Annotated in this window: 32 protein-coding genes and 1 riboswitch; of the genes, 31 read left to right on the top strand and 1 reads right to left on the bottom strand. The window is 68.8% G+C overall.

All coding sequences use genetic code 11. From position 1 onward, the window contains the following. The first annotated feature begins 28 nt into the window (after window positions 1-28). Window positions 29-116: riboswitch (cyclic di-GMP riboswitch) on the top strand. Between the two features lie 537 nt (window positions 117-653). The 17 genes from B4920_RS30390 (at window position 654) to B4920_RS07910 (ending at window position 14,105) form a co-directional block, all read left to right on the top strand. Further along, complete coding sequence (locus B4920_RS30390) at window positions 654-980, top strand: flagellar hook-basal body complex protein FliE (protein WP_079434188.1); 327 nt, start codon at window positions 654-656, stop codon at window positions 978-980. Between the two features lie 21 nt (window positions 981-1,001). Beyond that, a complete protein-coding gene (gene fliF, locus B4920_RS07985) occupies window positions 1,002-2,672 on the top strand; it encodes a flagellar basal-body MS-ring/collar protein FliF (protein WP_079434091.1) in 1,671 nt (556 codons plus the stop codon). Further along, window positions 2,656-3,687 carry a flagellar motor switch protein FliG gene (locus B4920_RS07980; protein WP_079434090.1) on the top strand — a complete coding sequence of 344 codons (1,032 nt, stop codon included), beginning with the start codon at window positions 2,656-2,658 and terminating at the stop codon, window positions 3,685-3,687. The genes fliF and B4920_RS07980 overlap by 17 nt, the downstream gene beginning before the upstream one ends. After that, complete coding sequence (gene fliH, locus B4920_RS07975; RefSeq protein WP_079434089.1) at window positions 3,684-4,361, top strand: flagellar assembly protein FliH; 678 nt, start codon at window positions 3,684-3,686, stop codon at window positions 4,359-4,361. The genes B4920_RS07980 and fliH overlap by 4 nt, the downstream gene beginning before the upstream one ends. Beyond that, complete coding sequence (gene fliI, locus B4920_RS07970; RefSeq protein ID WP_079434088.1) at window positions 4,358-5,668, top strand: flagellar protein export ATPase FliI; 1,311 nt, start codon at window positions 4,358-4,360, stop codon at window positions 5,666-5,668. Before fliH ends, fliI begins: the two co-directional genes overlap by 4 nt. Then, window positions 5,665-6,114, top strand: coding sequence for a flagellar FliJ family protein (locus B4920_RS07965; RefSeq protein WP_079434087.1), 450 nt, complete (start codon window positions 5,665-5,667; stop codon window positions 6,112-6,114). Before fliI ends, B4920_RS07965 begins: the two co-directional genes overlap by 4 nt. 96 nt (window positions 6,115-6,210) lie before the next feature. Further along, window positions 6,211-7,605 carry a flagellar filament capping protein FliD gene (gene fliD / locus B4920_RS07960; RefSeq protein WP_079434086.1) on the top strand — a complete coding sequence of 465 codons (1,395 nt, stop codon included), beginning with the start codon at window positions 6,211-6,213 and terminating at the stop codon, window positions 7,603-7,605. 31 nt (window positions 7,606-7,636) lie between these two features. Further along, window positions 7,637-8,023 (top strand): flagellar export chaperone FliS, encoded by a 387-nt coding sequence (fliS, locus tag B4920_RS07955; RefSeq protein ID WP_079434085.1) that lies wholly within the window; start codon window positions 7,637-7,639, stop codon window positions 8,021-8,023. After that, window positions 8,016-8,333: a hypothetical protein gene (locus B4920_RS07950; RefSeq protein ID WP_079434084.1), complete on the top strand. Its 318-nt coding sequence runs from the start codon at window positions 8,016-8,018 to the stop codon at window positions 8,331-8,333. The genes fliS and B4920_RS07950 overlap by 8 nt, the downstream gene beginning before the upstream one ends. Beyond that, window positions 8,330-9,544 (top strand): flagellar hook-length control protein FliK, encoded by a 1,215-nt coding sequence (locus B4920_RS07945; RefSeq protein ID WP_079434083.1) that lies wholly within the window; start codon window positions 8,330-8,332, stop codon window positions 9,542-9,544. Before B4920_RS07950 ends, B4920_RS07945 begins: the two co-directional genes overlap by 4 nt. Window positions 9,545-9,549: 5 nt before the next feature. Next, entirely contained in the window at window positions 9,550-10,008 is a 459-nt protein-coding gene (locus B4920_RS07940; RefSeq protein ID WP_216819805.1) for a flagellar basal body-associated FliL family protein, read from the top strand. Between the two features lie 5 nt (window positions 10,009-10,013). Then, window positions 10,014-10,709 carry a FliA/WhiG family RNA polymerase sigma factor gene (locus tag B4920_RS07935; protein ID WP_079434082.1) on the top strand — a complete coding sequence of 232 codons (696 nt, stop codon included), beginning with the start codon at window positions 10,014-10,016 and terminating at the stop codon, window positions 10,707-10,709. Window positions 10,710-10,734: 25 nt separating this feature from the next. Next, complete coding sequence (motA, locus tag B4920_RS07930) at window positions 10,735-11,643, top strand: flagellar motor stator protein MotA (RefSeq protein WP_079434081.1); 909 nt, start codon at window positions 10,735-10,737, stop codon at window positions 11,641-11,643. Then, a complete protein-coding gene (locus B4920_RS07925; RefSeq protein ID WP_079434080.1) occupies window positions 11,636-12,619 on the top strand; it encodes a flagellar motor protein MotB in 984 nt (327 codons plus the stop codon). The genes motA and B4920_RS07925 overlap by 8 nt, the downstream gene beginning before the upstream one ends. Window positions 12,620-12,650: 31 nt before the next feature. After that, window positions 12,651-12,935: a flagellar biosynthesis anti-sigma factor FlgM gene (gene flgM / locus B4920_RS07920; RefSeq protein WP_079434079.1), complete on the top strand. Its 285-nt coding sequence runs from the start codon at window positions 12,651-12,653 to the stop codon at window positions 12,933-12,935. Then, window positions 12,935-13,381 (top strand): flagellar export chaperone FlgN, encoded by a 447-nt coding sequence (locus B4920_RS07915; protein WP_079434078.1) that lies wholly within the window; start codon window positions 12,935-12,937, stop codon window positions 13,379-13,381. The genes flgM and B4920_RS07915 overlap by 1 nt, the downstream gene beginning before the upstream one ends. Further along, window positions 13,368-14,105 carry a glycoside hydrolase family 73 protein gene (locus tag B4920_RS07910; RefSeq protein WP_216819803.1) on the top strand — a complete coding sequence of 246 codons (738 nt, stop codon included), beginning with the start codon at window positions 13,368-13,370 and terminating at the stop codon, window positions 14,103-14,105. The genes B4920_RS07915 and B4920_RS07910 overlap by 14 nt, the downstream gene beginning before the upstream one ends. On the opposite strand, the gene flgA is transcribed toward B4920_RS07910, so the two are convergent. Next, a complete protein-coding gene (gene flgA / locus B4920_RS07905) occupies window positions 14,090-14,812 on the bottom strand; it encodes a flagellar basal body P-ring formation chaperone FlgA (RefSeq protein ID WP_161493260.1) in 723 nt (240 codons plus the stop codon). The genes B4920_RS07910 and flgA overlap by 16 nt on opposite strands. On the opposite strand from flgA, the gene flgB reads away from it, so the two are divergent. The 14 genes from flgB to B4920_RS07835 all read left to right on the top strand — a co-directional run bounded on the left by flgB (window position 14,811) and on the right by B4920_RS07835 (window position 26,336). Beyond that, window positions 14,811-15,170 carry a flagellar basal body rod protein FlgB gene (gene flgB, locus B4920_RS07900; protein WP_079434186.1) on the top strand — a complete coding sequence of 120 codons (360 nt, stop codon included), beginning with the start codon at window positions 14,811-14,813 and terminating at the stop codon, window positions 15,168-15,170. The genes flgA and flgB overlap by 2 nt on opposite strands. A 3-nt stretch (window positions 15,171-15,173) precedes the next feature. Beyond that, on the top strand, window positions 15,174-15,593 hold the full coding sequence (gene flgC, locus B4920_RS07895; RefSeq protein WP_079434075.1) for a flagellar basal body rod protein FlgC: 420 nt from the start codon (window positions 15,174-15,176) through the stop codon (window positions 15,591-15,593). Between the two features lies 1 nt (window position 15,594). Then, window positions 15,595-16,254 (top strand): flagellar hook capping FlgD N-terminal domain-containing protein, encoded by a 660-nt coding sequence (locus tag B4920_RS07890; protein WP_079434074.1) that lies wholly within the window; start codon window positions 15,595-15,597, stop codon window positions 16,252-16,254. Between the two features lie 47 nt (window positions 16,255-16,301). After that, a complete protein-coding gene (locus B4920_RS07885; protein ID WP_079434073.1) occupies window positions 16,302-17,489 on the top strand; it encodes a flagellar hook protein FlgE in 1,188 nt (395 codons plus the stop codon). 3 nt (window positions 17,490-17,492) lie between these two features. Continuing rightward, a complete protein-coding gene (locus B4920_RS07880; protein ID WP_079434072.1) occupies window positions 17,493-18,218 on the top strand; it encodes a flagellar basal body rod protein FlgF in 726 nt (241 codons plus the stop codon). An 11-nt stretch (window positions 18,219-18,229) separates the two neighbouring features. Beyond that, window positions 18,230-19,021, top strand: coding sequence for a flagellar basal-body rod protein FlgG (flgG, locus tag B4920_RS07875; RefSeq protein WP_173862652.1), 792 nt, complete (start codon window positions 18,230-18,232; stop codon window positions 19,019-19,021). A gap of 1 nt (window position 19,022) precedes the next feature. Beyond that, window positions 19,023-19,712, top strand: a complete 690-nt coding sequence (gene flgH / locus B4920_RS07870; RefSeq protein ID WP_079434071.1) for a flagellar basal body L-ring protein FlgH — start codon at window positions 19,023-19,025, stop codon at window positions 19,710-19,712. Between the two features lie 10 nt (window positions 19,713-19,722). Further along, a complete protein-coding gene (locus B4920_RS07865) occupies window positions 19,723-20,829 on the top strand; it encodes a flagellar basal body P-ring protein FlgI (protein ID WP_079434070.1) in 1,107 nt (368 codons plus the stop codon). Between the two features lie 9 nt (window positions 20,830-20,838). Next, window positions 20,839-21,261: a flagellar biosynthesis protein FlgJ gene (locus B4920_RS07860; RefSeq protein WP_088179413.1), complete on the top strand. Its 423-nt coding sequence runs from the start codon at window positions 20,839-20,841 to the stop codon at window positions 21,259-21,261. Window positions 21,262-21,329: 68 nt separating this feature from the next. Beyond that, entirely contained in the window at window positions 21,330-22,706 is a 1,377-nt protein-coding gene (gene flgK / locus B4920_RS07855) for a flagellar hook-associated protein FlgK (protein WP_079434069.1), read from the top strand. 3 nt (window positions 22,707-22,709) lie between these two features. Then, window positions 22,710-23,174, top strand: coding sequence for a PilZ domain-containing protein (locus B4920_RS07850; RefSeq protein ID WP_079434068.1), 465 nt, complete (start codon window positions 22,710-22,712; stop codon window positions 23,172-23,174). 8 nt (window positions 23,175-23,182) lie between these two features. Beyond that, window positions 23,183-24,094 (top strand): flagellar hook-associated protein FlgL, encoded by a 912-nt coding sequence (gene flgL / locus B4920_RS07845; protein WP_079434067.1) that lies wholly within the window; start codon window positions 23,183-23,185, stop codon window positions 24,092-24,094. A 15-nt stretch (window positions 24,095-24,109) separates the two neighbouring features. Further along, window positions 24,110-25,132, top strand: a complete 1,023-nt coding sequence (locus tag B4920_RS07840; protein ID WP_139379452.1) for a hypothetical protein — start codon at window positions 24,110-24,112, stop codon at window positions 25,130-25,132. A 292-nt stretch (window positions 25,133-25,424) separates the two neighbouring features. Then, window positions 25,425-26,336 carry a flagellin gene (locus B4920_RS07835; RefSeq protein ID WP_079434065.1) on the top strand — a complete coding sequence of 304 codons (912 nt, stop codon included), beginning with the start codon at window positions 25,425-25,427 and terminating at the stop codon, window positions 26,334-26,336. Window positions 26,337-26,413 lie beyond the last annotated feature (77 nt).

Below are 26,413 nucleotides of genomic sequence, written 5' to 3'. Positions count from 1 at the left end.
CCGACTCGCGACAGAAATCGCGAAAACTTAAATTGTTGGGCACACCCGTTCGAAAGACGGGGTCGCAAAGCCTCCGGTCTAAAGTCCTTCAGGGCTACGATAGCGGGGTTGCCAGACTGGAACCACTGTCTTGGTTCCGCCGGATGTCGTCCGCGCAGGTGCTGCCTGTGCCTGGCTCCGGGTCTGTCATGTCGCCGTTCTGGCGGCTGCGGCTCGTCTTTCCTGGGTGTGTGCCCCAAGCACATCGATGAGGGAAAGCACATGAACTGTCACATTCTCGTCTGAATACGCGCCAAGGCCGCCCGGGCATCGGTTCGTCCACATGCCCTCCGCACGCTCTGGATCCGATCCGGATTCCAATTCGGATTTCACTCGCCTGAATAAGCCCGGCGAGGGGATTGCTGCGTCCGGATCGGGTTAGGCCTTATTTCAGGTCCAATTTGTCAATTGATTCAAAGCGTCGATTTTCTATTTTCCGTTATTTGCGGAAGAGGGATTTCTTTGCCCAAAAATCGGGTTTTCATCGACGGATGGCGTGGGCGGTGGCGGGGCGTTTCCATATTGGTACGCGTGAATCGGAAACCGGTCTGCAAATGTGCCGTGTCTGTACGGGGGCATGCAGTTCCTGAAGGAGTGTGATGGTGGTGAATGAAATGCTGGCGTCGATCGGCGCCGATCTGGCAAGGCTGCAGGGCGGTCTGCTGAGTACCGAACCGGCGGTGCCCACGGCAAATCCGCTGGACGCCGCCGGAGCCGAAGCGGGGGGCTTTGGCGAGCACCTCAAGCAGGCCGTGCTGGGCGTCAATGAGAAGGACCGCGTCGCCGGCGAACGCATGGCTGACGTGGATAGCGGCCGCAGCGACGATCTGGTGGGGGCGATGTTGTCCAGCCAGGAGGCCAGTCTGTCCTTCTCGATGCTGATGCAGGTCCGCAACAAGATGGTCGGCGCGATGGACGACCTCATCAAGCTGCCGCTCTAAGCGCGCCCCAGGACTCCGCCCGTGAATCTCTCCCTCTCTCCCGCCCTGGCCCGCCTGCGGGCGCCCGGTGGCCTGCCGAAACTGCCGCCCGGGCTCGTCAAGGGACTGCTGCCCATCGTGCTGCTGGCGCTGGCGATCACCGCCCTGGTGCTGATGTTCGCGTGGACTGACCAGGCCGGCTACAAGCCGGTGTTCGGCAGCCGCGAGAAGGTGGCCTCCGCCGAGATGATCGCCCTGCTCGATGCCCAGGGCATTCCCTATCGCCTGCATCCGGATTCCGGCCAGGTGCTGGTGCCGGCCAAGCGGCTCGGCGAGGTGCGCATGCTGCTGGCGGCCAAGGGCGTCGTCGCCAAGCTGCCGCAGGGGCTGGAGCTGATGGACCGCAACGACCCGCTGGGGGTCAGCCAGTTCGTGCAGGACGTGCGCTTCCGCCGCGGCCTTGAAGGGGAGCTGGTGCAGAGCATCATGACCCTCGACGCGGTGGACTCGGCACGGGTGCATCTGTCCATCGCGCGCTCCTCGTCCTTCGTCGTCAGCGACGGCGAAAAGAGCACCGCCTCGGTGGTGCTGGCCCTGAAGGCCGGCCGCAACCTGAGCCCCGAACAGATCGCGGCGATCATCAATATGGTCGCCAACAGCGTCGCCAGCCTCGACCCCCAGCGGGTCAGCGTGGTCGACCAGGCCGGCAACCTGCTGTCGGCCCGCGTCGATCTCAGCGAAGGCTTCGAGGGCACCCAGCTCAACGACGCCTCCCATCGTTTTCGCGACGAAACCCAGCGCAATGCCGAGGATCTGCTGACGCCGATGCTCGGCAGCGGCAACTTCAAGGTCAGCGTCACCGCCGAGGTGGACAACGACCGCATCCAGGAAACCACCGAACGCTACGGCGAGGCGCCGAAGATCACCAACGAGGCGATGCGCACCGAGAACGGCCGCGATCCGCTGGCGGTCGGCGTGCCGGGTTCCCTCAGCAACCGCCCGGTGGCGGTGAAGGCCGAAGGTGGCAAGGTCGACGAGGAGCCCGAGGCGGTGACCACCAAGAAGAACGCTACCACCCGCCAGTACGCCTACGACCGCAGCGTGACCCAGGTCAAGCGCAGCCGCGGCCGCCTGAAGAAGCTCTCCGTGGCGGTGGTGATGAGCAACGCTGCCGCTGCCGACGGCAAGGCGTGGACGCCGGAAGCGCTGGCCAATGTGGACAAGGTGCTGCGCAGCGGCCTCGGCATCGACGCCGCCCGGGGCGACAGCCTGGTGGTTACCGCCAGCGGCTTCCGCAAGCCGGTGGATGACAGCGTGGCCTGGTGGCAGCAGCGCGACAACATCATCGAGATGGGCAGTTGGCTGGCCTACGCGATCACCTTGCTGCTGGCCTTCCTGTTCGTCGTCCGTCCGCTGATGAAGCTGGCCCACCAGCGCCTGGCGCTGCCCGCTGCCGAGACCATCGAGGAACTGGAGGAGGCGCAGGAACCGACCACCCCGGAACTGGCTGCGCCGGCCGCCCAGGCTGCGCTGGCCGCGCCCGATGGCGAACGGATGCCGGTTGCCACGCTGCTTGAGAACTACGACCTGCCGGCCCCGGGTTCGCCGGTGGACGTGATGGTCGAACACCTGAAGGTGCTGTCGGCGAAGGAGCCGGAGCGCGTTGCCGAAGTGGTCCGCCAATGGATGCAGAAAAATGGCCGAAGCGAATAATCTGCCCGACATGATCGTCCCCGGCGCCACGCCGACGCCGGTGGAGCAGGCCGCCATCGTGCTGCTGTCGATGGGCGAGGAGCCCGCCGCGGCGGTGCTGCGCTGCCTGTCCCGCGAGGAGCTGCTGGAAGTCACCCAGGTGATGTCGCGGATGAGCGGCATCAAGGTGGAGGTGGTGAAGAGCTCGCTGCAGCGCTTCTTCGACGACTATCGCGAGCAGAGCGGCGTGCATGGCGCGTCGCGCACCTACCTGCGGCGCTCCCTCGATCTGGCGCTCGGCGCCGACATTGCCGGCAGCGTGCTCAACAAGATCTACGGCGACGAGATCCGCCCGAAGATGGCGCGCCTGCAGTGGGCCTCGCCGAAGTGGCTGGCCGACCAGCTGATCAACGAACACGTGCGCATGCAGGCGGTGTTCCTGGCCTTCCTGCCGGCCGCGCTGGCCAGTGAGATCGTCGATGCGCTGCCCACCGACAACCGCGACGTGGTGCTGCTCAATGTGGCACGCCTTACCGAGATCGACCGCGAACTGCTGATCGAGCTGGAGGAGATGGTGCTCCGCTGCCTCGACAGCCTGGGCCTGCAGAGCGCCAGCGTGGAAGGTGTGCGCCATGCTGCCGAGATCCTCAACCGCTTGCCCGGCAACCGCCAGCAGATGGTCGAAATGCTGCGCGCCCATGATCCCGAGATGGTCTCGGAGATCGAGGTCAGCATGTACGACTTCTACATCCTGTCCCGCCAGAACGACGAAGTCATCACCCGCCTCATCGAGGAAGTGGCCCCCGACCAGTGGGCCATCGCCCTCAAGGGCGCCGAGCCGGCGGTGCGCGACGCCATCCTGCGTGCGATGCCGCGTCGTCAGGCGCAGGGCTTCGAGGAGCTCATGCGGCGCAGCGGCCCGGTGCCGCGCAGCCGCGTCGAGCAGGTGCGCGGCGAGATCATGGCCCAGGTCAAGGAGCTTGTCGATGCCGGCGAGATCGAGATCCAGCTGTTCGCCGAGGCGACGGTCGAATGAAGAACCTGCGCCCCTACCGTTTCCCGCCCCTGGCCCAGCTGGCCGCGGCCACGCCGGCTACAGCGGCGGAAGCCCAGGCCTCGCTGGCCGACGGTTTCCAGCAGGGCATGGAGCGGGGCTACCGGGAGGGGCATGAGCTGGGCGTGGCCCAGGGGCGCACGGAGGGGCTGGCGGAGAGCCGTGCGGAAGGACTGCGCGTCGGCCGCGAGGAGGCCCGCCGTGAGGCGCTGGCCCGGTTCGACACCCTGAGTGCGCCCATCGATGCGCTGATCGACGGCCTGCGCCAGCTGCAGGCCGACTACCAGGGCGCCTTGCGCCGGGAGGTGGTGGACCTGGTCGCCAAAGTGGCCCGCCAGGTCATCCGCAGCGAACTGGCCCTGCAGCCGGTGCAGCTGCTCGCGCTGGTGGACGAGACCCTGGCGACGATGCCGCCGGCCCGCGAAGGGGTCGAGGTCTTCCTGAATCCGGAGGAGCGTCAGCGCATCCTCGAGCTGGCTCCGGACCGTGCCGCCCGCTGGACGCTGATCGCCGATCCGCGCCTGGAGCCCGGCGAGTGCCGGGTCCGCGCCGACGGGCGGGAGGCCGACGCCGGCTGCCGCCAGCGCCTCGCCGCCTGCATCGAACAGCTGGAAAGCCATCTCGCCGAGGACGGCGAGGCGGAGGTCCACCCGTGATTGCCGCCGCGCTGCGCCAGCTCGAATTCGCCGACATCCCGGTGGCCACCCACACCGGCCGCCTGGTTGGCGCCTCCGGCCTGCTGCTGGAGAGCACCGGCTGCGCCTTCCAGACCGGCCAGTGCTGCCGCATCGAGACCGCCGGTGGCGAGTGGATCGCCGCTCAGGTGGTCGGCTTCCGCAATGAGATTTCCTACCTGATGCCCTTCAAGCGCCCGGAAGGCCTGGCCACCGGCGCCCGTGTGCTGCCGGCCGCCGAGCAGGCCGGCCTGATGATCGGGCCGTCCTGGCTGGGGCGCATCGTCAATGGCCTCGGCGAACCGATGGACGGCCGTGGCCGCCTCGGTGGCGAGCATCCGCTGGCGGCCCAGCCGCCGCGTGTCCATCCGCTGCGCAAGAAGCCGGTCGAAGGCGTCCTCGACGTCGGCGTGCGCGCCATCAACGGCGTGCTGACACTCGGCCGTGGCCAGCGCGTCGGCCTGATGGCCGGCAGCGGCGTCGGCAAGAGCGTGCTGCTCGGCCTGATCACCCGCCAGACCGTCGCCGACGTGGTGGTGGTCGGCCTGATCGGCGAGCGCGGCCGCGAAGTGCGCGAGTTCATCGACATGTCCCTCGGGCCGGCCGGGCTGGCCCGCGCGGTGGTCGTCATCGCGCCGGCCGACGAATCGCCGCTGATGCGCCTGCGCGCCACCGAGCTGTGCCACGCCATCGCCGCCCACTACCGCGACCAGGGCCAGCACGTGCTGCTGCTGGTCGATTCCCTCACGCGCTATGCGATGGCCCGCCGCGAAGTGGCGCTGGCCCTCGGCGAACCGCCGGCCACCCGCGGCTATCCGCCATCGGTGTTCGGCCTGCTGCCGCAGCTGGTGGAGAGCGCCGGCAACGGCGAGCACGAGGCGGGCAGCATGAGCGCCATCTACACCGTGCTGGCCGAAGGCGACGACCAGCAGGATCCGGTGGTGGACACCGCCCGGGCCATCCTCGACGGCCACATCGTGCTGTCCCGCGAGCTGGCCGACCGCGGCCATTACCCGGCCATCGACATCGCCCAGTCGATCAGCCGCTGCATGGCGCAGGTGACGACCCATGCCCAGCAGGCGGCGGCCCGCGAGATCAAGGCCCTGTATTCCCGCTACGCCCGCGTGCGCGACCTGCTGCCGCTGGGCGCCTACGTGGCTGGCGCCGATCCGGCCACCGACCGGGCGGTGGCCCTGTACCCGCAGATCGAGGCCTTCCTGCACCAGGGCACGCGGGAGGCGGCGCCTTTCGCCGAGACCCTGGCCCGACTGGAGAGCCTGCTGGCATGAGCGCCCATCCCAAGACCCTGCACGGCCTGGCCGCGGTCGTCGACCAGCGCCGCCGCGAGAAGGACAGCCTGGTCGGCGAGCTGGCCGGCCGCCGTGCCCAGCTCGAACGCCAGCGCGCCACGCTGGCGCGCCTCGAACAGCTGTACGCCGGCGCCGCCACCGACGCAGTTCGGGCGAGCGCCCACGTCGTGGCCCTGTCCCTCAACTGCGGCGACTACAAGCAGGCCGTGATGCACCTCGCCGACAGCCAGCGCGACGAGCTGCACCGTCGCGACGCCGACCTGCAGCTGGCCCAGCTCGCGCTGACCCGCGCAGTGCAGCGCCACGAGGCCCTGAGTCAGGTGCTCGACGGCAAGCTGCGGGTGCTGCAGCGGGAGCAGGCGCAGGGCGAGCAGAAGCGCCAGGACGAACTGGCCACCCTGAGCTGGTGGCGGGGGCGGCCATGAACACCGGGATGGACGCGGAATTTCAGGTGGAAGCGGATCCGGTCGCCTTTAACCAGGGCCAACCCCGATTCACTTCATGCCCTGCAGGAGATCTCCATGGCTAGCACGAGCATCAATCCAACCTCGATGGCCAATTCCCTGGCCACGGCCTATACCCAGGCCGCCCAGGACCAGCTGACCACCCAGACCAACAAGGCGCAGGCCACGTCCACCGCGCTGAATGCCCTGCGCTCCGCGCTCAGCACCTTCAACGGCGCGCTCACCGCCCTCAGTGCGAAAAAGGGCCTGACCCAGAACACCGCGACCTTCGGCAATCCGGCGATCGGCACCGCCAGCGCCACGTCCACCGCCCAGGCCGGCGCCTATTCCTTCTTCGTCGAGAAGCTGGCCACCGGCAGCCAGGTCGCCTACCAGGATCTGCCTGCTCCGGCGGCGTCGGAGGGCGGCCCGATCGTCGTGCAGATGCCGGACGGAACGCAGATCAACGTCACCCTGGCCGATGCCGACAATGACGGCACCATCTCCCAGTCGGAAGTGGCGCGCGCCATCAACCTGGCCCCGACCAACCAGGGCAAGCTCACCGCCGCCACCGTGACGGCCAACGGCAAGACCCAGCTGGTGCTGACGGCGGCGCAGACCGGGGGGCTCGCCGATCCGCTGAGCGGCGTCGTGCCCAACATCGCCATCGACGCCAGCGGTCTGCCGGCCGGCACGCTCAAGACCGCCCTGACTGGCGGCCCCAACGTGCTGGTCGCCGCCCAGAACGCCGTCGTCTGGCTGGGCGACCAGAACACCGGCATCAAGCTGGAGCAGGCCAGCAACACCTTCACGTCGATTCCCGGCGTCAGCATCACCTTCAATCAGGCCATGACGGCCGGCACCGCGCCGGTGGCGCTGACGGTGGCCGGCGATGCCAGCGGCACCGCGGCCAATGTGCAGACCTTCGTGGATGCCTACAACGCGCTCAACAAGGTGCTCGACGGCCTCACCGCCAGCGGCAGCGCCGACGGCAAGACCAACGCCGGCGCCTTCGCCTCCGACGCCGGTATCCGTGCGCTGCGCGGCAAGCTGTCCAGCATCCTGCGCCAGAGCTTCAGCGGCCTGGGGGTGATGGACTTCGGCGTCAAAAGCGACCGCAGCGGCATCCTCAGCCTCGACAGCGCCAAATTGAGCAAGGCCCTGGCGGCCCATCCCGACGGGCTGTCGCAAGTTTTCGGCAGCACGTCCGCCACCGGCAGCAGCGGCCTCCTCGGTGCCATGAACGATTACGCCGGGGTGTGGCTGAACAGCGCCAACGGCCTCCTCAAGAACCGCCAGGACTCGCTGCAACGCGCGCAGAGCGCGCTGACCGACAAGCAGAGCCGCCTCGACGCCACCTTCAAGCTGTACTACGAGCGCTACCTCCAGCAATTCACCGCGCTGCAGAGCCTGCAGGACCAGATGGGGCAGACCTCCAATCTGTTCAGCAGCCTGAGCAGCACCAGCAGCTGACCGACTTCTTCGACCCATCGAGACCACCACCGTGCATCACTCCGCTTATCAGAGCTATCACAGCGACAACCTGGCCGCGCAGACCGCCCAGGCCTCGCCGGTACAACTCGTGCTGATCCTGACGGACGGCCTGATCGAGGAGCTGTTCCGCGCCCGCGCCCACATCGAGGCCGGGCGCTACGAGCAGAAGGCCCACAGCCTCGACCGCGCCCTCGGCATGCTCAACGGGCTGGCCAGCGCGCTCGACCTCGATTCCGGCAGCGAGGTGGTGGCCAGTCTCGGCCAGCTCTACGACTACTGCGGACAGCGCCTGTACCAGGCCGGTGTGGCCCTCGACGTCGGCCTCATCGATGAGGTGGTCGGGTTGCTGAACACCCTGCGCAGCGGCTGGGAAGGCATGCAGGCCCGTCATGGCTAAACGGCTGGATGTCCTGGCTGCGTTGGCCACCCGTCTGCGGGCCGCGACGGCCGCCCGCCAGTGGGTGGCGGTGGGGCGCATCGACAGCGACGTCGCCGCGCTGCTGGCCGGCCTGCACAAGGGCTGCCCGCTGAGCGGCGCCGAACAGCAGGCGGTGGACGCGCTGGCCGCCGTGCATCGCATGGCCCGCGAGTCCTGCGCCGAAGAGGCGGCCCGGCTCGAACGGCGGCTGACCGAGATGTGTGCCCATCGGGACGGCTGGATGGCCTACGCGATGGCCGAGTACGACCTGTGGGAGCAGCGCCCGTGAGCATCGTGATTTCGACCGACAGCCCGACGGCCGCGCTGCCGCCTGCCGCGCCTGCGCCGGCGGCCAATGCGGGCCTGCCGGGCGTCATCGGCAGCGCCGACGCCGCGTCCCTCGCCGGTACTCCCTTTGCCGGTACCCCCTTCGACGCCGCCCTGCAGGCCTGGCTGGCCGCTGCGCAGGATCCGGACATGGCGGCTGCGGACGCCGGGGCGGACGGGGACGATCCCGCCGCTGCGCCATGCCCGGAGCAGGCGTCGTCGCCGGAAGCCAGGGACATGCCGGCCCAGCTGATGGCGCTGCTGCCGATGCTGGTGCAGCCGGCGGTGACGCCGGACGCCGCCGCGCTGGCCGTGGGGGCCTCGCCGATGCAGCCCCAGGGCCTGACGATGACCGCCGATGCCGCGCCCGTGTTGCCGTCGGCGTCCGTGTCCGCCGGCATGGATGTGGGCGTCGGTGCCGCCCCGGCGATTGCGCTGCTGCTCGCTGCCGGACGCGGGGCCTTGCAGCCACTTCCGTCGCCTGTCCGGGCCGAGGCGGTGCAGCCTGGCGTGGCGGCCGATACGGCCGCCGAGGTGGCACAACCGACCGCGACCCAGCTGACCGCCACCGCCGGCGTAGCGATGCCTGAGCGGCCTGCCGCCGTGGCGGGCGTCGTGGGCGGAGACGCCGGGCGCCAGCCGCCGGCCGACGGGGCGGATCGACAAGTCCTGGCGGCAGCGCTGCCCGTCGCTCCGGCCGATGCCGGTGCGGCGCCGCGCAGCCCGGATGCGCCGCTGCGGCTACCCAACGGGGACGCGGGCCAGTGGCGCCAGCCCCTCATGCAAGCCCTCGGCGAGCGTCTGCAGTTCGCCTCCGAACGGGGCATCGACAGCGCCGTGATCCGCCTCGAGCCGCCGCGCATGGGCAGCATCGAGATCGCCATCCGCCAGCAGGACGGCGCCCTGCAGGTCAATCTCAGCGCCACCCACAACGAGGTGCTGCGCCAGTTGCAGGACATCGGCGACAGCCTGCGCCACAGCCTCGGCCAGCGCCATGCCGGCGACGTGTCGGTGCAGGTCGCCGACACGGTGGCATCCCGCCCGGGGCAGGGCGACGGGGAACGCCAGCGGCAGCGCCAGCCGCAGTCCGAACAGGCCCCCGGCCGCGGGCTCGGCGATGCCGAGGCTGACGGCGGCAATCAGGGCTTCCGCCTGGCCCGGAATGAGGAATGAATGAGATGAGCAAACTGAATCGATCGCTCCTGCTGGTCGGTGCGCTGCTGCTGACGGCAGGTATCGGCGCCGGCGCGGCATGGTGGACCCTGCGCCCGCAGGACAGCACCGCGGCCGCCGCCGCAGCGCCGGCCGCCGATCCGCAGGATTACCGCTACATCAACCTGGAGAAGGTGATCGTCATGCTGCGCGGCAACGCCGGCGAGCCGATGAGCCACTACCTGGCGATGGACCTGGTCTTCAAGACCCCGCTCAAGAGCGAGAAGAGCACCAAGGAGCACCTGCCGCTGTTGCGCAGCGTGGCGGTGATGGAGCTGTCCCGCTACTCCCACGAGAAGGCGTCGACGATGACCCTCGAGGAATTCGCCGCCAACATCAACCGCGCCTTCAACGACCGTTACGCCCGTGAGCACGGCGACAAGCCCTTCGTCGAGGCGATGGTCAGCAAGCTGATCATCGAGTAGCAGCCATGGACATGTACGTGGGCTACGCCGAGCTGCACAGCGGCGCCGTCGAGCAGCACTACCTGCTGCAGTACGTGCCGCTGGTGAAGCGCATCGTGCGCCAGCTGCGCTCCCAGGTCGGGGCGGCGATGGAGCGCGAGGACATGGAGCAGATCGGTCTGCTCGGCCTGCTCGACTGCCTGCGCCGCTACGGCACGCCCGACGAGAAATTCGCGGCCTATGCATCGATGCGGGTGCGCGGCGCGATCCTCGACGAGCTGCGCCGCCAGGACTGGCGGCCGCGCAGCGTGCGCCAGGAAAGTCACCGCCTGCGCGACGGGATCCGCGCCCTGTACCGCCGTATCGGGCGCGAGCCGACCGACGCGGAGGTGATGCAGGCCCTCGAGCTGACGCCGGAGGCCTACCAGGAATTCCTGCTCGCCGAGAACGCCGAGGTGCTGGTCAGCTTCGACGAGGTGCTGCAGGAGATGGGCAGCCTGTCCGCCGACGGGCCGTCGCCGGAGGCCCAGCTGGTGCGCCGGCGCAGCATCGAGCAGGCGCTGCGGACCCTCGACGAGCGCGAGCAGCGGGTGATCCAGCTGTACTACGAATTCGACCTCAGCCTGAAGGAAATCGCAGCCGTGCTCGACCTCACCGAAGCACGGGTCTGCCAGATCAACAAGGGTGCGCTCCGCAAGATGCGGGTGTGCCTGCAACACTGAACGCCAGCCCGGCGGAGCGACGCACATGCAACAACTCATCGGAATCGCCATCGTTCTCGGCACCGTCTTCGGGGGCTTCGTGCTCGGCGGCGGCCTCCTGCAGGTCATCTGGCAACCGGTCGAACTGCTGATCATCGGCGGTGCGGCCTTCGGCGCCCTGGTGCTCGGCAACCCGCGCCACGTGCTGGCCGAGACCTGGCTGCAGATCCGCCAGATCGTCACCAGCCGCAAGCAGGGGCGGGAGTTCCAGCGCCAGCTGCTGCTGCTCATGTACGAGCTGCTGCAGACGGCGGCCGGCGGCCTCAAGGCCCTCGACGCCCACGTCGAGGAGCCCCACAACAGCCCGCTGTTCCGCAACTACCCGCTGATCCTCGAAGAGCCCAAGCTGCTGGCCTTCATCGTGGACAACTTCCGCCTGATGGCGATGGGCAAGATCAACGCCCACGAGCTGGAGGGCGTGCTCGAACAGGAGCTGGAATCCATCCACGACGAACTCGGCCAGCCGGCCAAGTCCCTGTCGAAGATCGCCGAGGCGATGCCGGGCTTCGGCATCCTGGCCGCGGTGCTGGGCATCGTGATGGCGATGAACACCGTCGGTGAGGGCGCCAACTCGGCCGAGATCGCCGAGCGCGTGGCGGCGGCGATGGTCGGCACCTTCATCGGCATCTTCTTCTGCTACGGCCTGCTCGACCCTATTGCCAACATGATGAAGCAGGTCGTCACGCGGGAGCTGTCGGCCCTCGAATGCGTCAAGGTGGTGCTGGTCACCCACGTGTCCGGCAAGCCGGCCCTGTTGTCCATCGACGCCGGCCGGCGTCTGGTGCAGCTCAACATCAAGCCGAGCTTTGCCGAACTGGAGAGCTGGATCACGGCCCTCAGCGGCGATCCGGACGCGGTGATGCAGCGTCGCGGCGGAGCGCGCGCGAATGCCTAGCCTGGCCGACAAGAAGCACGGCGAAGCCGTCGTCAAGCGGGTCTCCCGCAAGCACGACGAGGAAGCCCATGGCAGCGCCTGGAAAGTCGCCTTCGCCGACTTTTGCCTGGCGCTGATGTGCCTGTTCCTGGTGCTGTGGGTGATGGCCGCGCGCAATGCCGAGCAGCTGGCGGACATCACGCGCACGGCCACCGGCGAACTCCTGGAGGAGGGCGCCGGCCGCCGCCCGGAGGCGGTGGGCGGGCCGCGCGGCAGCCTGATCGAGCGCATGCCGATCCCCGACCATGGGGACGATCCCAAAGGCAAGCTGCGCTCCACCGGTGACGGCAAGCTCGGGCGGGAGGTCCCATTGTCGAAGACCCGTTTCGAGACTGCCTCCGACATGCAGGAGCTGGCCGAGGTGGTGAAGCGTCTGAGCGCCGAGACCGGCCTGGCCGGCAACCTGCTCACCGAGGTCACCCAGCAAGGCCTGCGTGTGATGCTGCACGACACCGACCAGCGCGGCATGTTCGCTCGCGGTTCGGCGCTGCCCAGCGAACCCTTCCGTGCGCTGCTGCGCAAGATGGGGCCGCTGTTCGCGCGCATCGAGAACCAGATGCTGATCCTCGGCCACACGGACGCCATGCCGTATGCCGAGGTGGGGCCGTCGGCCTATTCCAACTGGACCCTGTCCAACGAGCGGGCCATGCGTGCGCGCCTCAACCTGCTGGCCGGCGGCATGCGCCAGGACAGCGTGCTGCAGGTGGTGGGCATGGCCGACCGTGCTCCCCTCGACCCGAGCAATCCCCGCGCGGCGGTAAACCGCCGCATCGAACTGCTGATCCTGAGCAGCGAACAGGCCCGCAGCCTGTCCGCCACCTTCGGCATGCCTGCCGCAGTGGCGCCCCTGATCGACGGCGTCAATGTCGGCCTGCCCCGCGCCGCCGCCCGCGAGGGCGCCGATGCCCGCAGCCTGCTCGACGGCGCCGCCCGCTAAGCCCATGCGAACCAAACCCAGAGAGTCCCGTATGAAGATATCCGGTCCTTCCGTCCCCATGACCTCCGCCGCGGCGACTTCCGAAGTCGCGCCGGTCAGCAACGTGCCGGCCGTCACGCCTGCGGCCAGCGCTGCCGAGCAGGCCCCGCTGCAGTCGGCCGGCCTGCTGCAGGCCAAGGCGGCCCTGCAGTCCCTGCCCGAGATCGACCAGGCCAAGGTGGACGCCCTGCGCGAAGCCCTGGCCAAGGGCGAGCTGCCCTTCGACGCGGGCAAGCTGGCCGGCCTGATCGACCGCTACCACGGCAGCCGCTCGTGATGCAGCGCGTCACGCTCGCCCAGACCCTGGTCCGCCTCGCCGCCGGTGTGCGGGCGGACATGGCCGACTACGGGCTGCTGCAGGAGCGGCTCGAGGCCCAGTTCGACGCGGCCCTGCACCACGATACCGGACGGCTGGCCCGGCTCGCCGACGAGATCGTCGCGCTGTGCGGGACGCTCGACGCGCGGCGCGGGGAGCGCACCCGGCTGATCGGCGTCTTCGCCAGCGCCCTGAAGGGCACGCCGGCGGCGGACGCGGTTCCGGCCCTGCTGGCCCATCTGCCGGAGGGCCAGCGCGGTGCGGCCGCGGCCGACTGGGCCGACCTGTGCCTGCTGGTACGCGAGTGCAAGGCCCTCAATGTGCGCAATTGCCGGCTGCTGATGGACCAGCACGACATCATGCAGCGGGTGCTCAACGATGGAGACGGCATCTATGCTCCGGCCTGACGCCGCTTTCCAGGCCGGCGCGGCCGGCCTGTCCGGTTTCGCCGATGACATCGCACTGCCCACCGGCGGTGCCGGTCAGGGCGATTTCGCGGCGCTGATGCGCGACGTGAACCGGGAGGTGACGGACTTCATCGAGAACGGCGGCGGCGACAGCGCCGCCGTCGCCGGCCTGAATGCGGCGGCCCGCGCCTACCTGGCCCGTCAGGGCATGGCAACGGCCGCCGAGCCGGCAAGCGCGGCGGTTCAGGAGGAGGGGCTGCCGGCGGACAGCCGCGCCTTCCTCAGCGCCATCGCCCCGCTGGCGGCAGAGACCGGGCGCCGCCTCGGCGTGTCGCCGGACATCCTGGCCGCCCAGGCGGCGCTGGAGTCCGGCTGGGGCCAGCGGCCGATCCGCCAGTCCGACGGCCGCGACAGCCACAACCTGTTCGGCATCAAGGCCGGCGGGGCTTGGCAGGGCGACAGCGCGAGCGTCGTGACGATCGAGTACGAAGGCGGCGCGAAGCTGACCCGGACCGAGCGCTTCCGCAGTTACGCCAATCCGGGCGAGGCCTTCCGCGACTTCGGCCGCCTGCTGCTCGACAACCCCCGCTACAAGGGTGCCCTCAACGCTGGCGGCGACGTCGCCGCCTACGCCCGCGGCCTGGCCCAGGGCGGCTACGCGACCGATCCCCAGTACGGGGCCAAGCTGGCGCGCATCGCCAGCCGGCTTCAGTCGGGAGAGTGAACGATGCCGACCGGCTCCACCTCGTTCGCACCCGTCACCCGCGCCCGGATCACCCGGCCGGTGGCGCTGTTGCGCACGCCGATGACGTCGTCGCGCCGTCCGGTCTCGGTGGCTTCGCCGGTCGAGCTGACCAGGATGCCCTGGTTGCGCGCCACGATGGTGACGGTGGCGCCGCGGCGCACCAGCACCGCCGGGGCCAGCGCGCGGCGGTCCACCAGCTGTCCCGGCCGCAGCGTGCGCCGGCTGGCCATGCCGACGAGTGCTGCCGGGTCGGACAGCGCGTCCTGCAGGTTCATCAGCGTGCGCCGCTCCAGCCGCAGGTCGTCCGCGACGATGGGCTGGCCGCTGTTGAGCTGGCTGGCGGCGACCACCACCTGGGCGCTGACTTCGGCGCGCAGCGTGTATGTCTCGCTCCAGCCGGCCGTCGCACAGCTGGCGACGAAGCGCATGCGCGACGGGAACTGGGTGTCGGCGGGTTCGACGTTGACGGGTTTGGGGCAGGGCTGGGCCTTCGCCGGGCTGCCGCTCACCTCGACGGTGAATTGCGCTTCCACCAGCCCGGCCCGTGCCGCTTCGGCAGCCAGGAACTGGCGCGCCGCGCGCAGCACGTCGCCGGCCGTGTCGGCCCGGGCCGGCAAGCTGCCGGCGGCCAGCGCGGCGGCCAGCAGGGAATTGATTACGGATCTAATTGTGGGGGGAAAACGCATGGGTATCGATTTCGACAAGGCTCTCGGAGTCCACGCCGACACGCTGAAGCTGCGTGCCGAGCGGACGAGGATTCTGGCATCCAACATCGCCAATGAAAACACACCGGGCTACCAGGCGCGGGACATCGACTTCTCGTCCAGCCTCCGCGAGGCCCTCACGGGGCAGGGCGGCGTGCCGGGCGGAGAGGGCGCCGATCTGCGCTACCGGGTGCCCAACCAGGCCACCGCCGACGGCAACACCGTCGAGCTGGGCGTCGAGCAGGCGGCGTTCTCCCAGAACGCGTCGGATTTCCAGACCAGCCTGAGCTTTATCAACATGAAACTCAAGGGCCTGGCCCGAGTCATCGAGGGGCAATAAGACATGTCGTTCAGAAGCATTGCGCAGATCGCCGGGGCGGCCATGACCGCCCAGAGCCTGCGCCTCAACACGGTGGCCAGCAACCTGGCCAACGCCCAGACCGCCGCGGCCAGCGAGGACAAGACCTACCACGCCCGCAAGCCGGTCTTCGCCACCCTCTACCAGGGCGGCATGGACGGCCAGCCGGCGTCCGCCGGCGTGCGCGTGCTCGACGTGGTGCAGAGCAGCGAGCCGGTGCGCAAGGTGTACGAGCCGGGCAATCCCCAGGCCAACGAGGACGGCATGGTGTTCTATCCCAACGTCAATTCGGTGGCCGAGATGACCGACATGATGGAGGCCTCCCGCGCCTTCGAGACCAACGTGGAAGTGCTCGGCCGCGTGAAGGGCATGCAGCAGGCCCTGCTGCGCATGGGGGAGAGCTGAGATGAGCGCCGTTTTCAATGCCTCCACCGGCGCGACCGGCGCCTCCGCCGACAGCACCGCCGTCAAGAGCAACGGCCTCGGTGTGAGCGACGACATGTTCATGACCCTGCTGGTGGCCCAGATCAAGAACCAGGATCCGCTCAATCCGCAGGACGCCTCCCAGTTCGTGACCCAGCTGAGCCAGCTCAGCCAGACCTCCGCGCTGCAATCTCTGGTCAGTCAGGGCAAGAGCGCCGCGACGCAGATGGACAGCCTGCAGACCCTGCTGCTCGGCGCCCGCGTCGGCAGCGACGTGGCGGTGCGCAGCGACAGCGTGGAGCTCGGCGCACAGACGCTCAACGGACGCTTCGAGCTGGCCAGCGGCAGCAGCGCGACGAACCTGGTGCTGACCGACTCGCTGGGCCAGACGCACAGCGTGGCCCTCGGCAGCCGCGGCGTGGGCATCAACACCTTCAGCCTCGATCCGGCCAGCCTGGGCCTGGCGCCCGGCCGCTACGCAATTGCCGTCAAGACCGACGGCGGTGAGACGCCGGCGGTGGACATCACCGGCAAGCTCGAAAGCGTCCGCGTTTCCGGCAGCGCGGGCGTGGTCCTGAAGGTCGCCAACGTCGGCGAGATCGGCTCGTCGGCGATCACCGGTTTCAACAGTCCCACGGGTTGAGTTTTCCGACCGAGCCCACCGAATAGCCCTGTCACAAGGAATCCATCATGAGCTTCGAAATCGCCCTGTCCGGCATCAACGCGGTCAATACCCAGCTGGACACCATCAGTAACAACATCGCCAACTCGGGCACTTACGGCTTCAAGTCCAGCCGTGCCAACTTCGCGTCGGAGTACGCCGGCTCCCAGTCCACCGGCACCACCGTTTCGTCCCAGACCCAGAGCATCAACGTCGGTGGCGGCGTACTGAGCACCGGACGCGGCATGGACGCGGCAATCCTCGGGCGCGGCTTCTTCGTCAGCAAGGACGTCTCCGGCCAGTCCGTCTATAGCCGCGTCGGCGTCTTCTCGGTGAACAAGGACGGCTACGTGGTCGACGGTTCGGGGCGCCGCGTACAGGGCTATGCGGCCATCGCCGGCAGCGCCACGCTGGGCGCCATGGGTGACCTGCAGGTGCCGGCCGGCCAGGTGGCGGCGAAGGCCACCGACAAGCTGCAATACGTGGCCAACATGTCAGCCGACTGGAGCACGCCGGCCGTGGCGCCCTTCGACCCGACCGACCCCCAGTCCTTCAATGGTTCCATGGTGTCGGTGGTGTATGACTCCCTCGGCACCCAGCACAGCGTGACCCAGTATTTCGTCAAGTTGGCCACCAACCAGGTGGTCGTCCATTACGGCTTCGACGGCACCGTGCAGCCCACCACCACGACGCTGCAGTTCGACCCCGCCGGCCAGCTCACCAGCCCGGCCGCCGCCGTTGCGCTGCCCCTCGGCACGCCCACCGGTGCGGCGCCGCTGACGGTGAACATCGATTACGCCGGCACCACCCAGTTCGCCGGCGAGGCCACCACCACGGCCAACGCCGCCAACGGCTACGCCTCCGGCACGCTGACCAGCGTCCAGATCGCCGACGACGGCGGCATCATGGTCCAGTACAGCAACGGCCAGAAGCAGCGCACCGGCACCCTCGCGCTGGCGACCTTCCCCGACGAAGGGGCGCTGACGCCGGCCGGCGGCACCAGCTGGGCGATGTCCAACGATTCCGGCACGCCGCTGTTCTTCACCCCCGGCAGCGGCATGGCCGGCAAGTTGACGTCCGGCGCGCTGGAGCAGTCCAACGTCGAGCTGACCGGCGAGCTGGTCAACCTAATGACCGCCCAGCGCAACTACCAGGCCAACACCAAGGTGATCTCGGCGCAGAGCCAGATGATGCAGAACCTGATGCAGGCGATCTAAGCCATGGATGCGCTGATCTACACCATCATGAGCGGCGCCGAGCGCGCCCTGCACGCCCAGCAGGTGCGCGCCAACAATCTGGCCAATGCCGACACCAGCGGCTTCCGCGCCGACCTGGAGCTGGCCACCAGCCAGGCGGTGCCCGGCTTCGGCTACGACAGCCGCCACTTCAGCCAGCTGCAGGCCAACAGCCTCACCATGCGCGGCGGTGGCGTACGCGAAACCGGCCGCGACCTCGACGTGGCGATCGGCGGCGACGGCCTGCTGGCGGTGCGCTGGCAGGGCGGCGAGGCCTACACCCGCGCCGGCAATCTGGCCATCGACGGCGAGGGGGCGCTGAGCGTGAATGGCCACCCGGTGCTCGGCGACGGCGGCCCGATCGTGCTGCCGCCGCACAGCCAGGTGGAGATCGGCAAGGACGGCACGATCTCGGTGCTGTCGCCCGGCCAGCGCGACCTGCAGCCGGTGGACCGCCTGAAGCTGGTGCGTGCCGACGCCGCCCAGCTCACCAAGAACGAGGCCGGCCTGATCGTCGCCCGCAACGGCGCCGCCTTGCCGGCCGACGAGGCGGTGACGGTGAGCAGCGGCCACCTGGAAAGCAGCAACGTCTCCGCGGTGGAGGAAATGGTCGCCACCATGAGCCTCAACCGGGAGTTCGAAATCCAGATGCGCCTGCTCAAGTCGGCCGATTCGATGGCCGCCAGCGGTAATCACCTGATCTCGGAATAAAGGAAGAAACCATGAATCCCGCCATGTGGATCAGCAAGACCGGCGTGCAGGCCCAGGATGCCAAGCTGCAGGCCATCGCCAACAACATCGCCAACGTGAACACGGTCGGCTTCAAGCGCGACCGGGTGGTCATGGAAGACATGTTCTACCAGGTGGACCGCCAGCCCGGCACCCAGGGCAACAATGCCGCGGCGAGTTCGCCGGTGGGCGTGCAACTGGGCAACGGCACGCGCCTGGTCGGCACCCAGAAGGTGTTCACCACCGGCAACCTGCAGACCACCAGCCAGTCGCTGGATGTGGCCATCCTCGGCAAGGGCTTCTTCCGCGTGCTGCAGCCCAGCGGCGAGATCGGCTACACCCGTGCCGGCCAGCTGCAGGTCAATGCCGAAGGCCTGCTGGTGAATGCCCAGGGTCGCCCGCTGCAGCCCGAGATCACCATTCCCGCCGACGCCACCTCGGTGACCATCGGCGACACCGGCACGGTCTCCATCACCCAGTCCGGCTCTTCCACCGCCAGGGAAGTCGGGCAGATCACCCTGTCCAACTTCGTCAATCCGGCCGGCTTGCTGGCCCTTGGCGAGAACCTCTACCAGGAGACCACCGCCAGCGGTGCGCCGACCGAGGCCAACCCCGGCGAGGAGGGTCTCGGCAAGCTCAAGCAGGGCGCGCTGGAAGGTTCCAACGTGCAGGTCGTCGAGGAAATGGTGGATATGATCGCCGCACAGCGGACCTACGAGATGAACACCAAGGTTCTGTCCGCGGCCGACAACATGATGCAGTACCTGTCCCAGGCGACCCGCTGAGATGGCCGCCGCCCGCGCTCCGTCCTGCCTCCGGAACGGACTGGCCGCCTGTGCCGCCGGCCTGCTGGCCGCGTGCGCGGCGATCCAGCCGGCGCAGATTCCGCCCCTCGACGACGACGCCCGCCCCAACATTCCGGCGCCGATGCCGCGCAAGGCGCGGGCCGGCGGGGTCTTCTCCAGCGAGCTGCCGTGGGCCATCACCGCCGACAGCCGGGCCTTCCGTCCCGGCGACCTGCTGACCGTGCAGCTGGAGGAAACCACCCAGGCCAGCAAGTCGGCGGATACCGCCATCGACAAGAAGAGCGGGGCGACGGTGGCGCCAATGACCCTGTTCGGCAAGGCAGTCAAGAGCACCGGCCTCGGTTTCGACGCCAACCGCAATTTCGCCGGCAACGCCTCGAGCCGCCAGCAGAACACTCTGCAGGGGGCGATCACCGTCATCGTGCAGGAGGTGCTGCCGAATGGCCTGTTGCGCGTCAGCGGCGAGAAGAGCCTCTATCTGAACCAGGGCGAGGAGCTGGTCCGCCTGGCCGGCTACGTGCGGGCGTCGGACATCGACACCGAGAACCGGGTCTCGTCCCTGCGCATCGCCAACGCGCGCATCGCCTACTCGGGGCGCGGCACGCTGGCCGACGCCAACGAGCCGGGCTGGCTGACCCGCTTCTTCTACAGCCCCTGGAGTCCTTTCTGAAAGCCCGCCCATGAATGCCTGTCTGCGCCTGCTCGGCCTTGCCGCCGCGCTGCTCCTTCCCGTTTCTGCGGTGCATGCCGCCCAGGCCCTCGGCCAGCTGGTCAGCGTCGAGGGTGTGCGCGAGAACCAGTTGCTCGGCTATGGCCTCGTCGTCGGCCTGCAGGGCAGCGGCGACAGTACCCAGGTCAAGTTTTCCGGCCAGTCGGTGAGCAACATGCTCAAGCAGTTCGGCATCAAGCCGCCGGAGGGCAACGCCTCGCGGCTGAAGAACGTGGCGACGGTGATGGTCAGCGCGGTCTTCCCGCCCGGCTACCGCCGCGGCCAGCAGCTCGACATCACGGTGTCGTCGATGGGCGACGCCAAGAGCCTGCGCGGCGGCATGCTGTTGCTGACGCCGCTGCGCGCCGCCGACGGCGAGATCTACGCGCTGGCCCAGGGCCAGCTGGTGGTCGGCGGGGTGACGGCGCAGGGCGCCAGCGGCTCCAGCGTGACGGTCAACAGCCCGACTTCCGGGCGCATTCCCAACGGGGCCACCGTCGAGCGGGAGATCGAGACCGATTTCGACACCCAGCCGACGATCCGCCTGAGCCTCAAGCGCCCCCATTTCCGCACCGCGACCAACATCGTCGAAGCCATCAACCGCCGCTACGGTCAGCTCGCGACGACCCGTGACGCGACCAGTGTGGACGTCATCGCACCGCCCGACCCGACCCGCCGGGTGGCTTTCGTGGCCGACCTGGAGGTGCTGCCGGTGGACATCGGCGAGAGTCGCCCGAAGGTCATCTTCAACTCGCGCACCGGCACCGTGGTGATCTCGGAAGGGGTGCGTGTGCGCGCCGCGGCGATCTCCCATGGATCGCTGAAGGTCATCATCTCGGAGATGCCGCAGGTCAGCCAGCCGGGCCCCTTCGGCCGTGGCCAGACGACGGTGGTGCCCCAGTCCCAGGTGAAGGTGGAGCAGAGCGGCGGGCACATGTTCAAGTGGCCGTCGGGCGTCAGCCTGCAGGCCATCATCGACACGGTGAACAGCATCGGCGCCAACCCCGACGACGTGATGGCGATCCTGCAGGCCCTCGACCAGGCCGGCGCCATCGACGGCGAACTGATCGTCATCTAGGAGAGGCCCGTGAAACTCGATCCAGCCAATTTTTCGTCTGCCGCCCCGACGGCCTCCGAGCGTGTCCTCGACATGCCGCGTGGCGCCGGTGGGGAAGACGCCGAGCGCGCCCGCGTGGTGGCCGCCGCCGAGAAGTTCGAGTCCTTCTTCATTGCCGACATGCTCAAGCAGATGCGTAGCGTGACGCGGGAGATGGCCGACGAGGACAGCCTGTTCCAGAACCGCATCAACCAGGACATGCTGGAAATCGCCGACGGCAAGCTGGCCGATGTGCTGGCCGGGCAGCGCGCCTTCGGCGTTGCCGACGCGATCCTCGCCCAGCTGCTGCCCGAGGCACGCAGCCCGGCGGCGGGTGGCCGGGCAGGGGCGTCGTCCGCCGCCGCTCCGGCGCCGGCCGCTACGCCCGCGACCCCGTTTAAGTCGCGGCCCTGAGGGGTCGCCTTTCCGTCAGGAAGGGGGCTGTCGCATTCCCGGCACCCCGATACAGGAAAAACCTGCCCATGAGCATCATCAACAACGCACTGTCCGGCAGCCTGGCCGCCCAGGTCGCGCTCAATGCGACCAGCCAGAACGTCGCCAATGTCATGACGCCCGGCTACACCCGGCAGGGTGCGCTGCTGGCCTCCATCAAGCCGGCCAACAGCGGCCTGTCCGCCGGCAACGGCGTGGCGGTGTCGGCGCTGACGCGCTTCGCCGACAGCTACAAGAGCCAGCAGATGTGGCGGGCGGCGTCCGGCCTCGGCCAGTACAACGTGGCCCAGCCCTACCTGACCCAGCTGGAACAGGTGATGGGGGACGAGACCTCCGGTCTCAACAGCGGGCTGGACGCCTTCTTCAGCGCCCTCAACGCGGCCAGCGTGGACCCCACGTCGAGTCCGTTGCGCCAGCAGGTGATCACCACCGGCGAGGCGTTGGCCCAGCGTTTCAACAGCCTCAACCAGGTCCTGTCCAACCAGCGGGCGTCGGTGCAGCAGCAGCGCACAGCGGCGGTGGGCCAGATCAACACCCTGTCGATGGACGTGGCCGCGCTGAACAAGCAGATCGCCGCCGCCAGGGCGACCGGGGTTAACGCCTCCGGCCTGATCGACGAGCGGGATCTGAAGATCGACTCGCTGGCCGATCTGGTGGGCGTGCAGGTGGTGGACCAGAACGACGGTACGCGCAGCGTGTCGCTGCGCTCCGGCCAGCCGCTGGTCGTCGGCGCCCTTGCCGCCACGCTGGGTGTGGCGTCGCTCGCCAACGGTTCGCAGGTCATGAGCCTGAGCTTCGCGCGGGAGAGCTTCAAGCTGCCCGGCAGCGGCCTGGGCGGGCAGCTCGGCGGCCTTGAGGAGCTGGAGCGCGGTGTGCTGGTGCCGACCATGCAGTCGGTCACCGACATGGCCGGCCAGATGGCGACGGCCTTCAACACCCAGCTGACGGCCGGCTACGCCATGAACGGCAGTCCGGGCACGCCCCTGTTCATCTTCGATGCGAGCAGCGTGACCGGCATGCTGCGGGTGGATCCCAGCGTGGTTGGCCAGGATCTCGGTTTCTCCAGCGATGCCAGCCTGCCGGGCGACAGCGCCAACCTGAAGATGCTGATCGCCGTCCAGCAGGCGCCGCTGACATTGGCCTCGCTGGGAACGGTGAGCCTCGGCGATGCGGCGACGCAGCTGGTCGGCAAACTGGGCATGGTCAGCCAGCAGAACCAGACCTCCCTCAAGACGGCCCAGACGGTGCGCAGCCAGAGCGAGGACAGCTGGGCGTCCACCAGCGGTGTGAACCAGGACGAAGAGGCGATGAACCTGGTCCAGTACCAGCAGATGTACAAGTCGAACATGAAGGTCATCGCGGTGGCCAACGAGCTGTTCGACGCGACGTTGTCGATGCTGGGCTGAGCGATGGCCGGGCTTGCCCCTTTGCCCGCCGATGCGGAGGCCGGCCCGGGCCTCGGCGACGAGGCCTTCATCCAGCGGCGCCGCTATGCACGCGTGCATGCGCCGGTCGGCCTGCCCTTCATGGCCGAGTTCAGCCTGGGCGGGCGGCTCCGCGTCCTGGGCGTGGACAATATCGCCCGGGGCGGCATCGGCCTGCGCGCTTCGCCGACGCAGGCCGCGCTGCTCTACGTCGGGCGGCGCCTGCCGCGGGTGTGGCTGGAGCTCGGTGCGGGGCGCGGTTTCCTGGCCGCGCTCGAAGTCCGTTCGCGGCGGGTTCTGCAGACTTTCCTGCTCGGCCAGCAATACGTGGTCGGGTGCCGCTTTACGGGTCTGTCGGCGCCGGCGGAAGCCATCGTCGAGCATGCTCTCGCCGAGCTGGAGCGCCGCCAGGGCGCGGCGGAGAAGACCGGATCCCTTGAAAACCAGTGAGGCCAGCGATGCGCATTTCCACCACCCAGTACCACAGCACGATGAGCAGCACGCTGCAGACGGCTTCGTCCCGGCTCGAAACGATCATGCAGCAGATGTCCACGGGGAAGAAGCTGCTGCGCCCCTCCGACGATCCGATCACCGACGTCCGCCTGTCCCGGCTGAACCGGGAGGAGGCTGCGGTCAAGCAGTACCGGGACAACATCGGCGCGCTGAAGGTGCGTCTGCGCCAGAACGAAACCAGCCTGGACAGCATGAACGCCGACCTTCAGGATGCCCGCGACCTGATGGTGTGGGCCCTTGACGGCTCGAACACCTCGGAAGACGTGGCCGCCATGTCCGCCTCGCTGAAGGCCATCGGCGACAGCCTGTTCTACGGCGCCAACGCCAAGGATCAGGAAGGGCGCTATCTGTTCTCCGGAACCAAGACCGCCACCCAGCCGATCGCCTACGACCCGACCCAGCCCGTGGGCACGCGCTACAGCTACCAGGGCAATCTCGGGCAGCAGCAGGTGGTGGTCGGCAACGGTGTGACGCAGGACGTCAATGTGACGGTGCAGGAGATGGCCGGCACGCTGAACCAGCTCGACCAGGCGGTCGGCCTGCTGGCCACGCCGGGTGTCAGCGTCAACGATCCGGCGACGCGGGCCCAATTGACGGCCACCCTGGGGGCCATCGACGATACGAAGGCGAAGTTCGGCAGCAAGATCGCCCACCTGGGCGGCATGCAGAACATTCTCGAGACCCTGGACGGCAATTTCGCCAATGTCAGCCTTTCCAACCAGCAGGCGCTGATCGATCTGGGCCAGCTCGACTACGGCGACGCGGTGATCAAGCTCAACGGCTACACGGAGGCCGCCCAGGCGACCCAGAAGGCCTATGCGCGGGTCAGCCAGCTGTCCCTCTTCGACGCGATCTGATCGATGCCGGCAGCCATGCAGATTTCCGCTGTACAGACCCGCGGCGCGACGGCGGCCGGCTCCGCCATCGGTGCCGCCGCACGCCCGGCCAGCGCCGCGACGGCGGGGCGGGACGTGCGGCTGCGGTCGGCCGCGCTGTCGTCCACGCCGCCCGGCGGCGGGCTTGAACTACGCGACGGCTTCAACCGGCAGGCCTCGGCCCTGCAGCAGAGCAAGGCATTCGCCGGCCGCGCGCAGGCGCAGCTCGGCGAGCTGAAGCGCGGCCTGGGGGATGCGCTGGCCGGACAGCAGCTCGCCGACTCCCGGCTGCAGCAGGTATTGCGGCGCTTCACCGACTTCTGGCAAACCCGCCCAGCCGCCACCGCCGGCAGCGTGGACGGCGCCCTGCGCCTGGTCGAGGCCGGCCAGGCCCGTCAGGGCTTCCGGCTGCGCGGGCTCGATACGCCGGCGCTGGCCGTGGGCGAGGCGGAGAAGCTGCAGTTTTCCGTGCGCGGCCGCCTGTCGCCCCCGGTGTCCATCGAGCCCGGCCTGTCGCCGGTGACGCTCGGCCGGCGCCTCGATCTGGCCCTGGCGCCGCTGGGCGTGCGCGTGGCCGCCGATGCCGACGCTGTGCTGCAGTTCAGCGCTCCCGAGGCGGACTGGCCGGCGGTGCGCGACAGCCTGCAGGTCAAGGGCGAAGGGCGGCGCTACCCGACCGGCCAGTTCAGCCGCGTGCGTATCGACGCCGACGCGGCGGCGATCCGGCTCGACAGCTGGAAGACCGACAGCCCGGCGGCCCTGCGCCAGACCCTGCGTGACGTGGTGCTGGCCGGGCAGCAGCTGGAGGCGCTGCAGCGCAGCGCCGACACGGCCCTGGATCGCCTGGCGACCCAGGCCGGAAGTCCGGCGGCGGCCGAACAGGCCCAGCGCGCCGAAGGCCTGGCCGTGCATTTCGAGGCGCAGGCCCGGACGGCCTCCTTCGCCGTCCTGGCCGATGTGCTGCCGGCTACCCGCGGCCTCACCCGCGAACGCGTCACGGCCCTGCTGGGTCTGGACTGAATCCTTCCCTGCCGGCCGCGGCGCCCGTCGCGGCCCATCCCCTCCAGCCCGTTCGGGCAGATCCATTCCCGACCCGTTGGGGCGAATTCATTCGCCCGCAGTCGGTCGATCAAAGTCCGCGGGCGAATGAATTCGCCCCAATGGTTTTGATATGGCCGCGGGCGTTTTTTCTTTCACGATCGAAAAAAATTTTCCAGATTGATTTAAGGACCCGCGCAGCGAGGTCGCCTTTGACTGGTGAGGGCGCAGGAAACGGTGCCCGGAATGAACAACCTCAATTAGGAGTCTTGCCATGCTCAGCCTGAACACCAACCTTGCCTCCCTGACTTCGCAAAGTGCTCTCAGCGCGACGCAGAAGAACCTGTCCACCTCGATGGCCCGCCTGGGTACCGGCTACCGCATCAATTCCGCGATGGACGACGCTGCCGGCCTGCAGATCGCCACCCGTCTGGACGCCCAGACCCGCGGCATGGCGGTGGCTCAGCGCAACGCGCAGAACGGCATCTCGCTGATGCAGACCGCCGAAGGCGCCTTCAAGGAAGTCACCGACATCCTGATGCGCATGAAGGACCTGGCGACCCAGGCTGCTGACGCGACCTCCAGCGCCGCCGACAAGACGTCCATGCAGTCCGAGTACGATGCGCTGGGCCGCGAACTCACCAATGTCATGAAGAACACCACTTTCGGTGGTCAGAAGCTGTTCGATGTGGGTACCAATGCCGCTGCGGTTACCGGCGGCACCAGCATGTTCGGCAAGACCGGTGGCGTGACCTTCCAGATCGGCGCCAGCGCCTCTGAAACGATGAACACCGATATGTCCGCGGCAGTGTCCCAGCTGACCAACGATGCGGGCGATCTGGGCTCCGTCAGTGCAGCCTACAAGACCACCGCGACTGCTGCGACGGTCGGCACTGAGCTGACCGCCAGCGCCAACGCGACGATCACCGGTCTGGATACCGCTCTGGCTTCGGTCAGCACCGTGCGTTCCGCCCTCGGCGCGGCCTCCAACCGCCTCGACCACGTTTATAACAACCTGGCCAACATGAGCACCAACACCTCGGCTGCCAAGGGCCGCATCATGGACGTGGATTACGCGACCGAAACCGCCAACATGACCTCCAAGCAGATGCTGATGCAAGCCGGCACCTCGATGCTGAAGCAGTCCAACAGCATGTCCCAGATGGTCATGTCGCTGATGCAGTAAGCATCCGGAACAGGATGACGGAGGCCCCCGCCTGGCGGGGGCGATGCACGACCCGATGGCGGCAGTCCGGCGCCATC

It is taken from the genome of Zoogloea sp. LCSB751, assembly GCF_002028455.1.
Lineage (GTDB): Bacteria > Pseudomonadota > Gammaproteobacteria > Burkholderiales > Rhodocyclaceae > Zoogloea.
The sequence above is the reverse complement of the archived record's forward strand: the minus strand, read 5'-3'. Positions and strand labels throughout refer to the sequence as shown.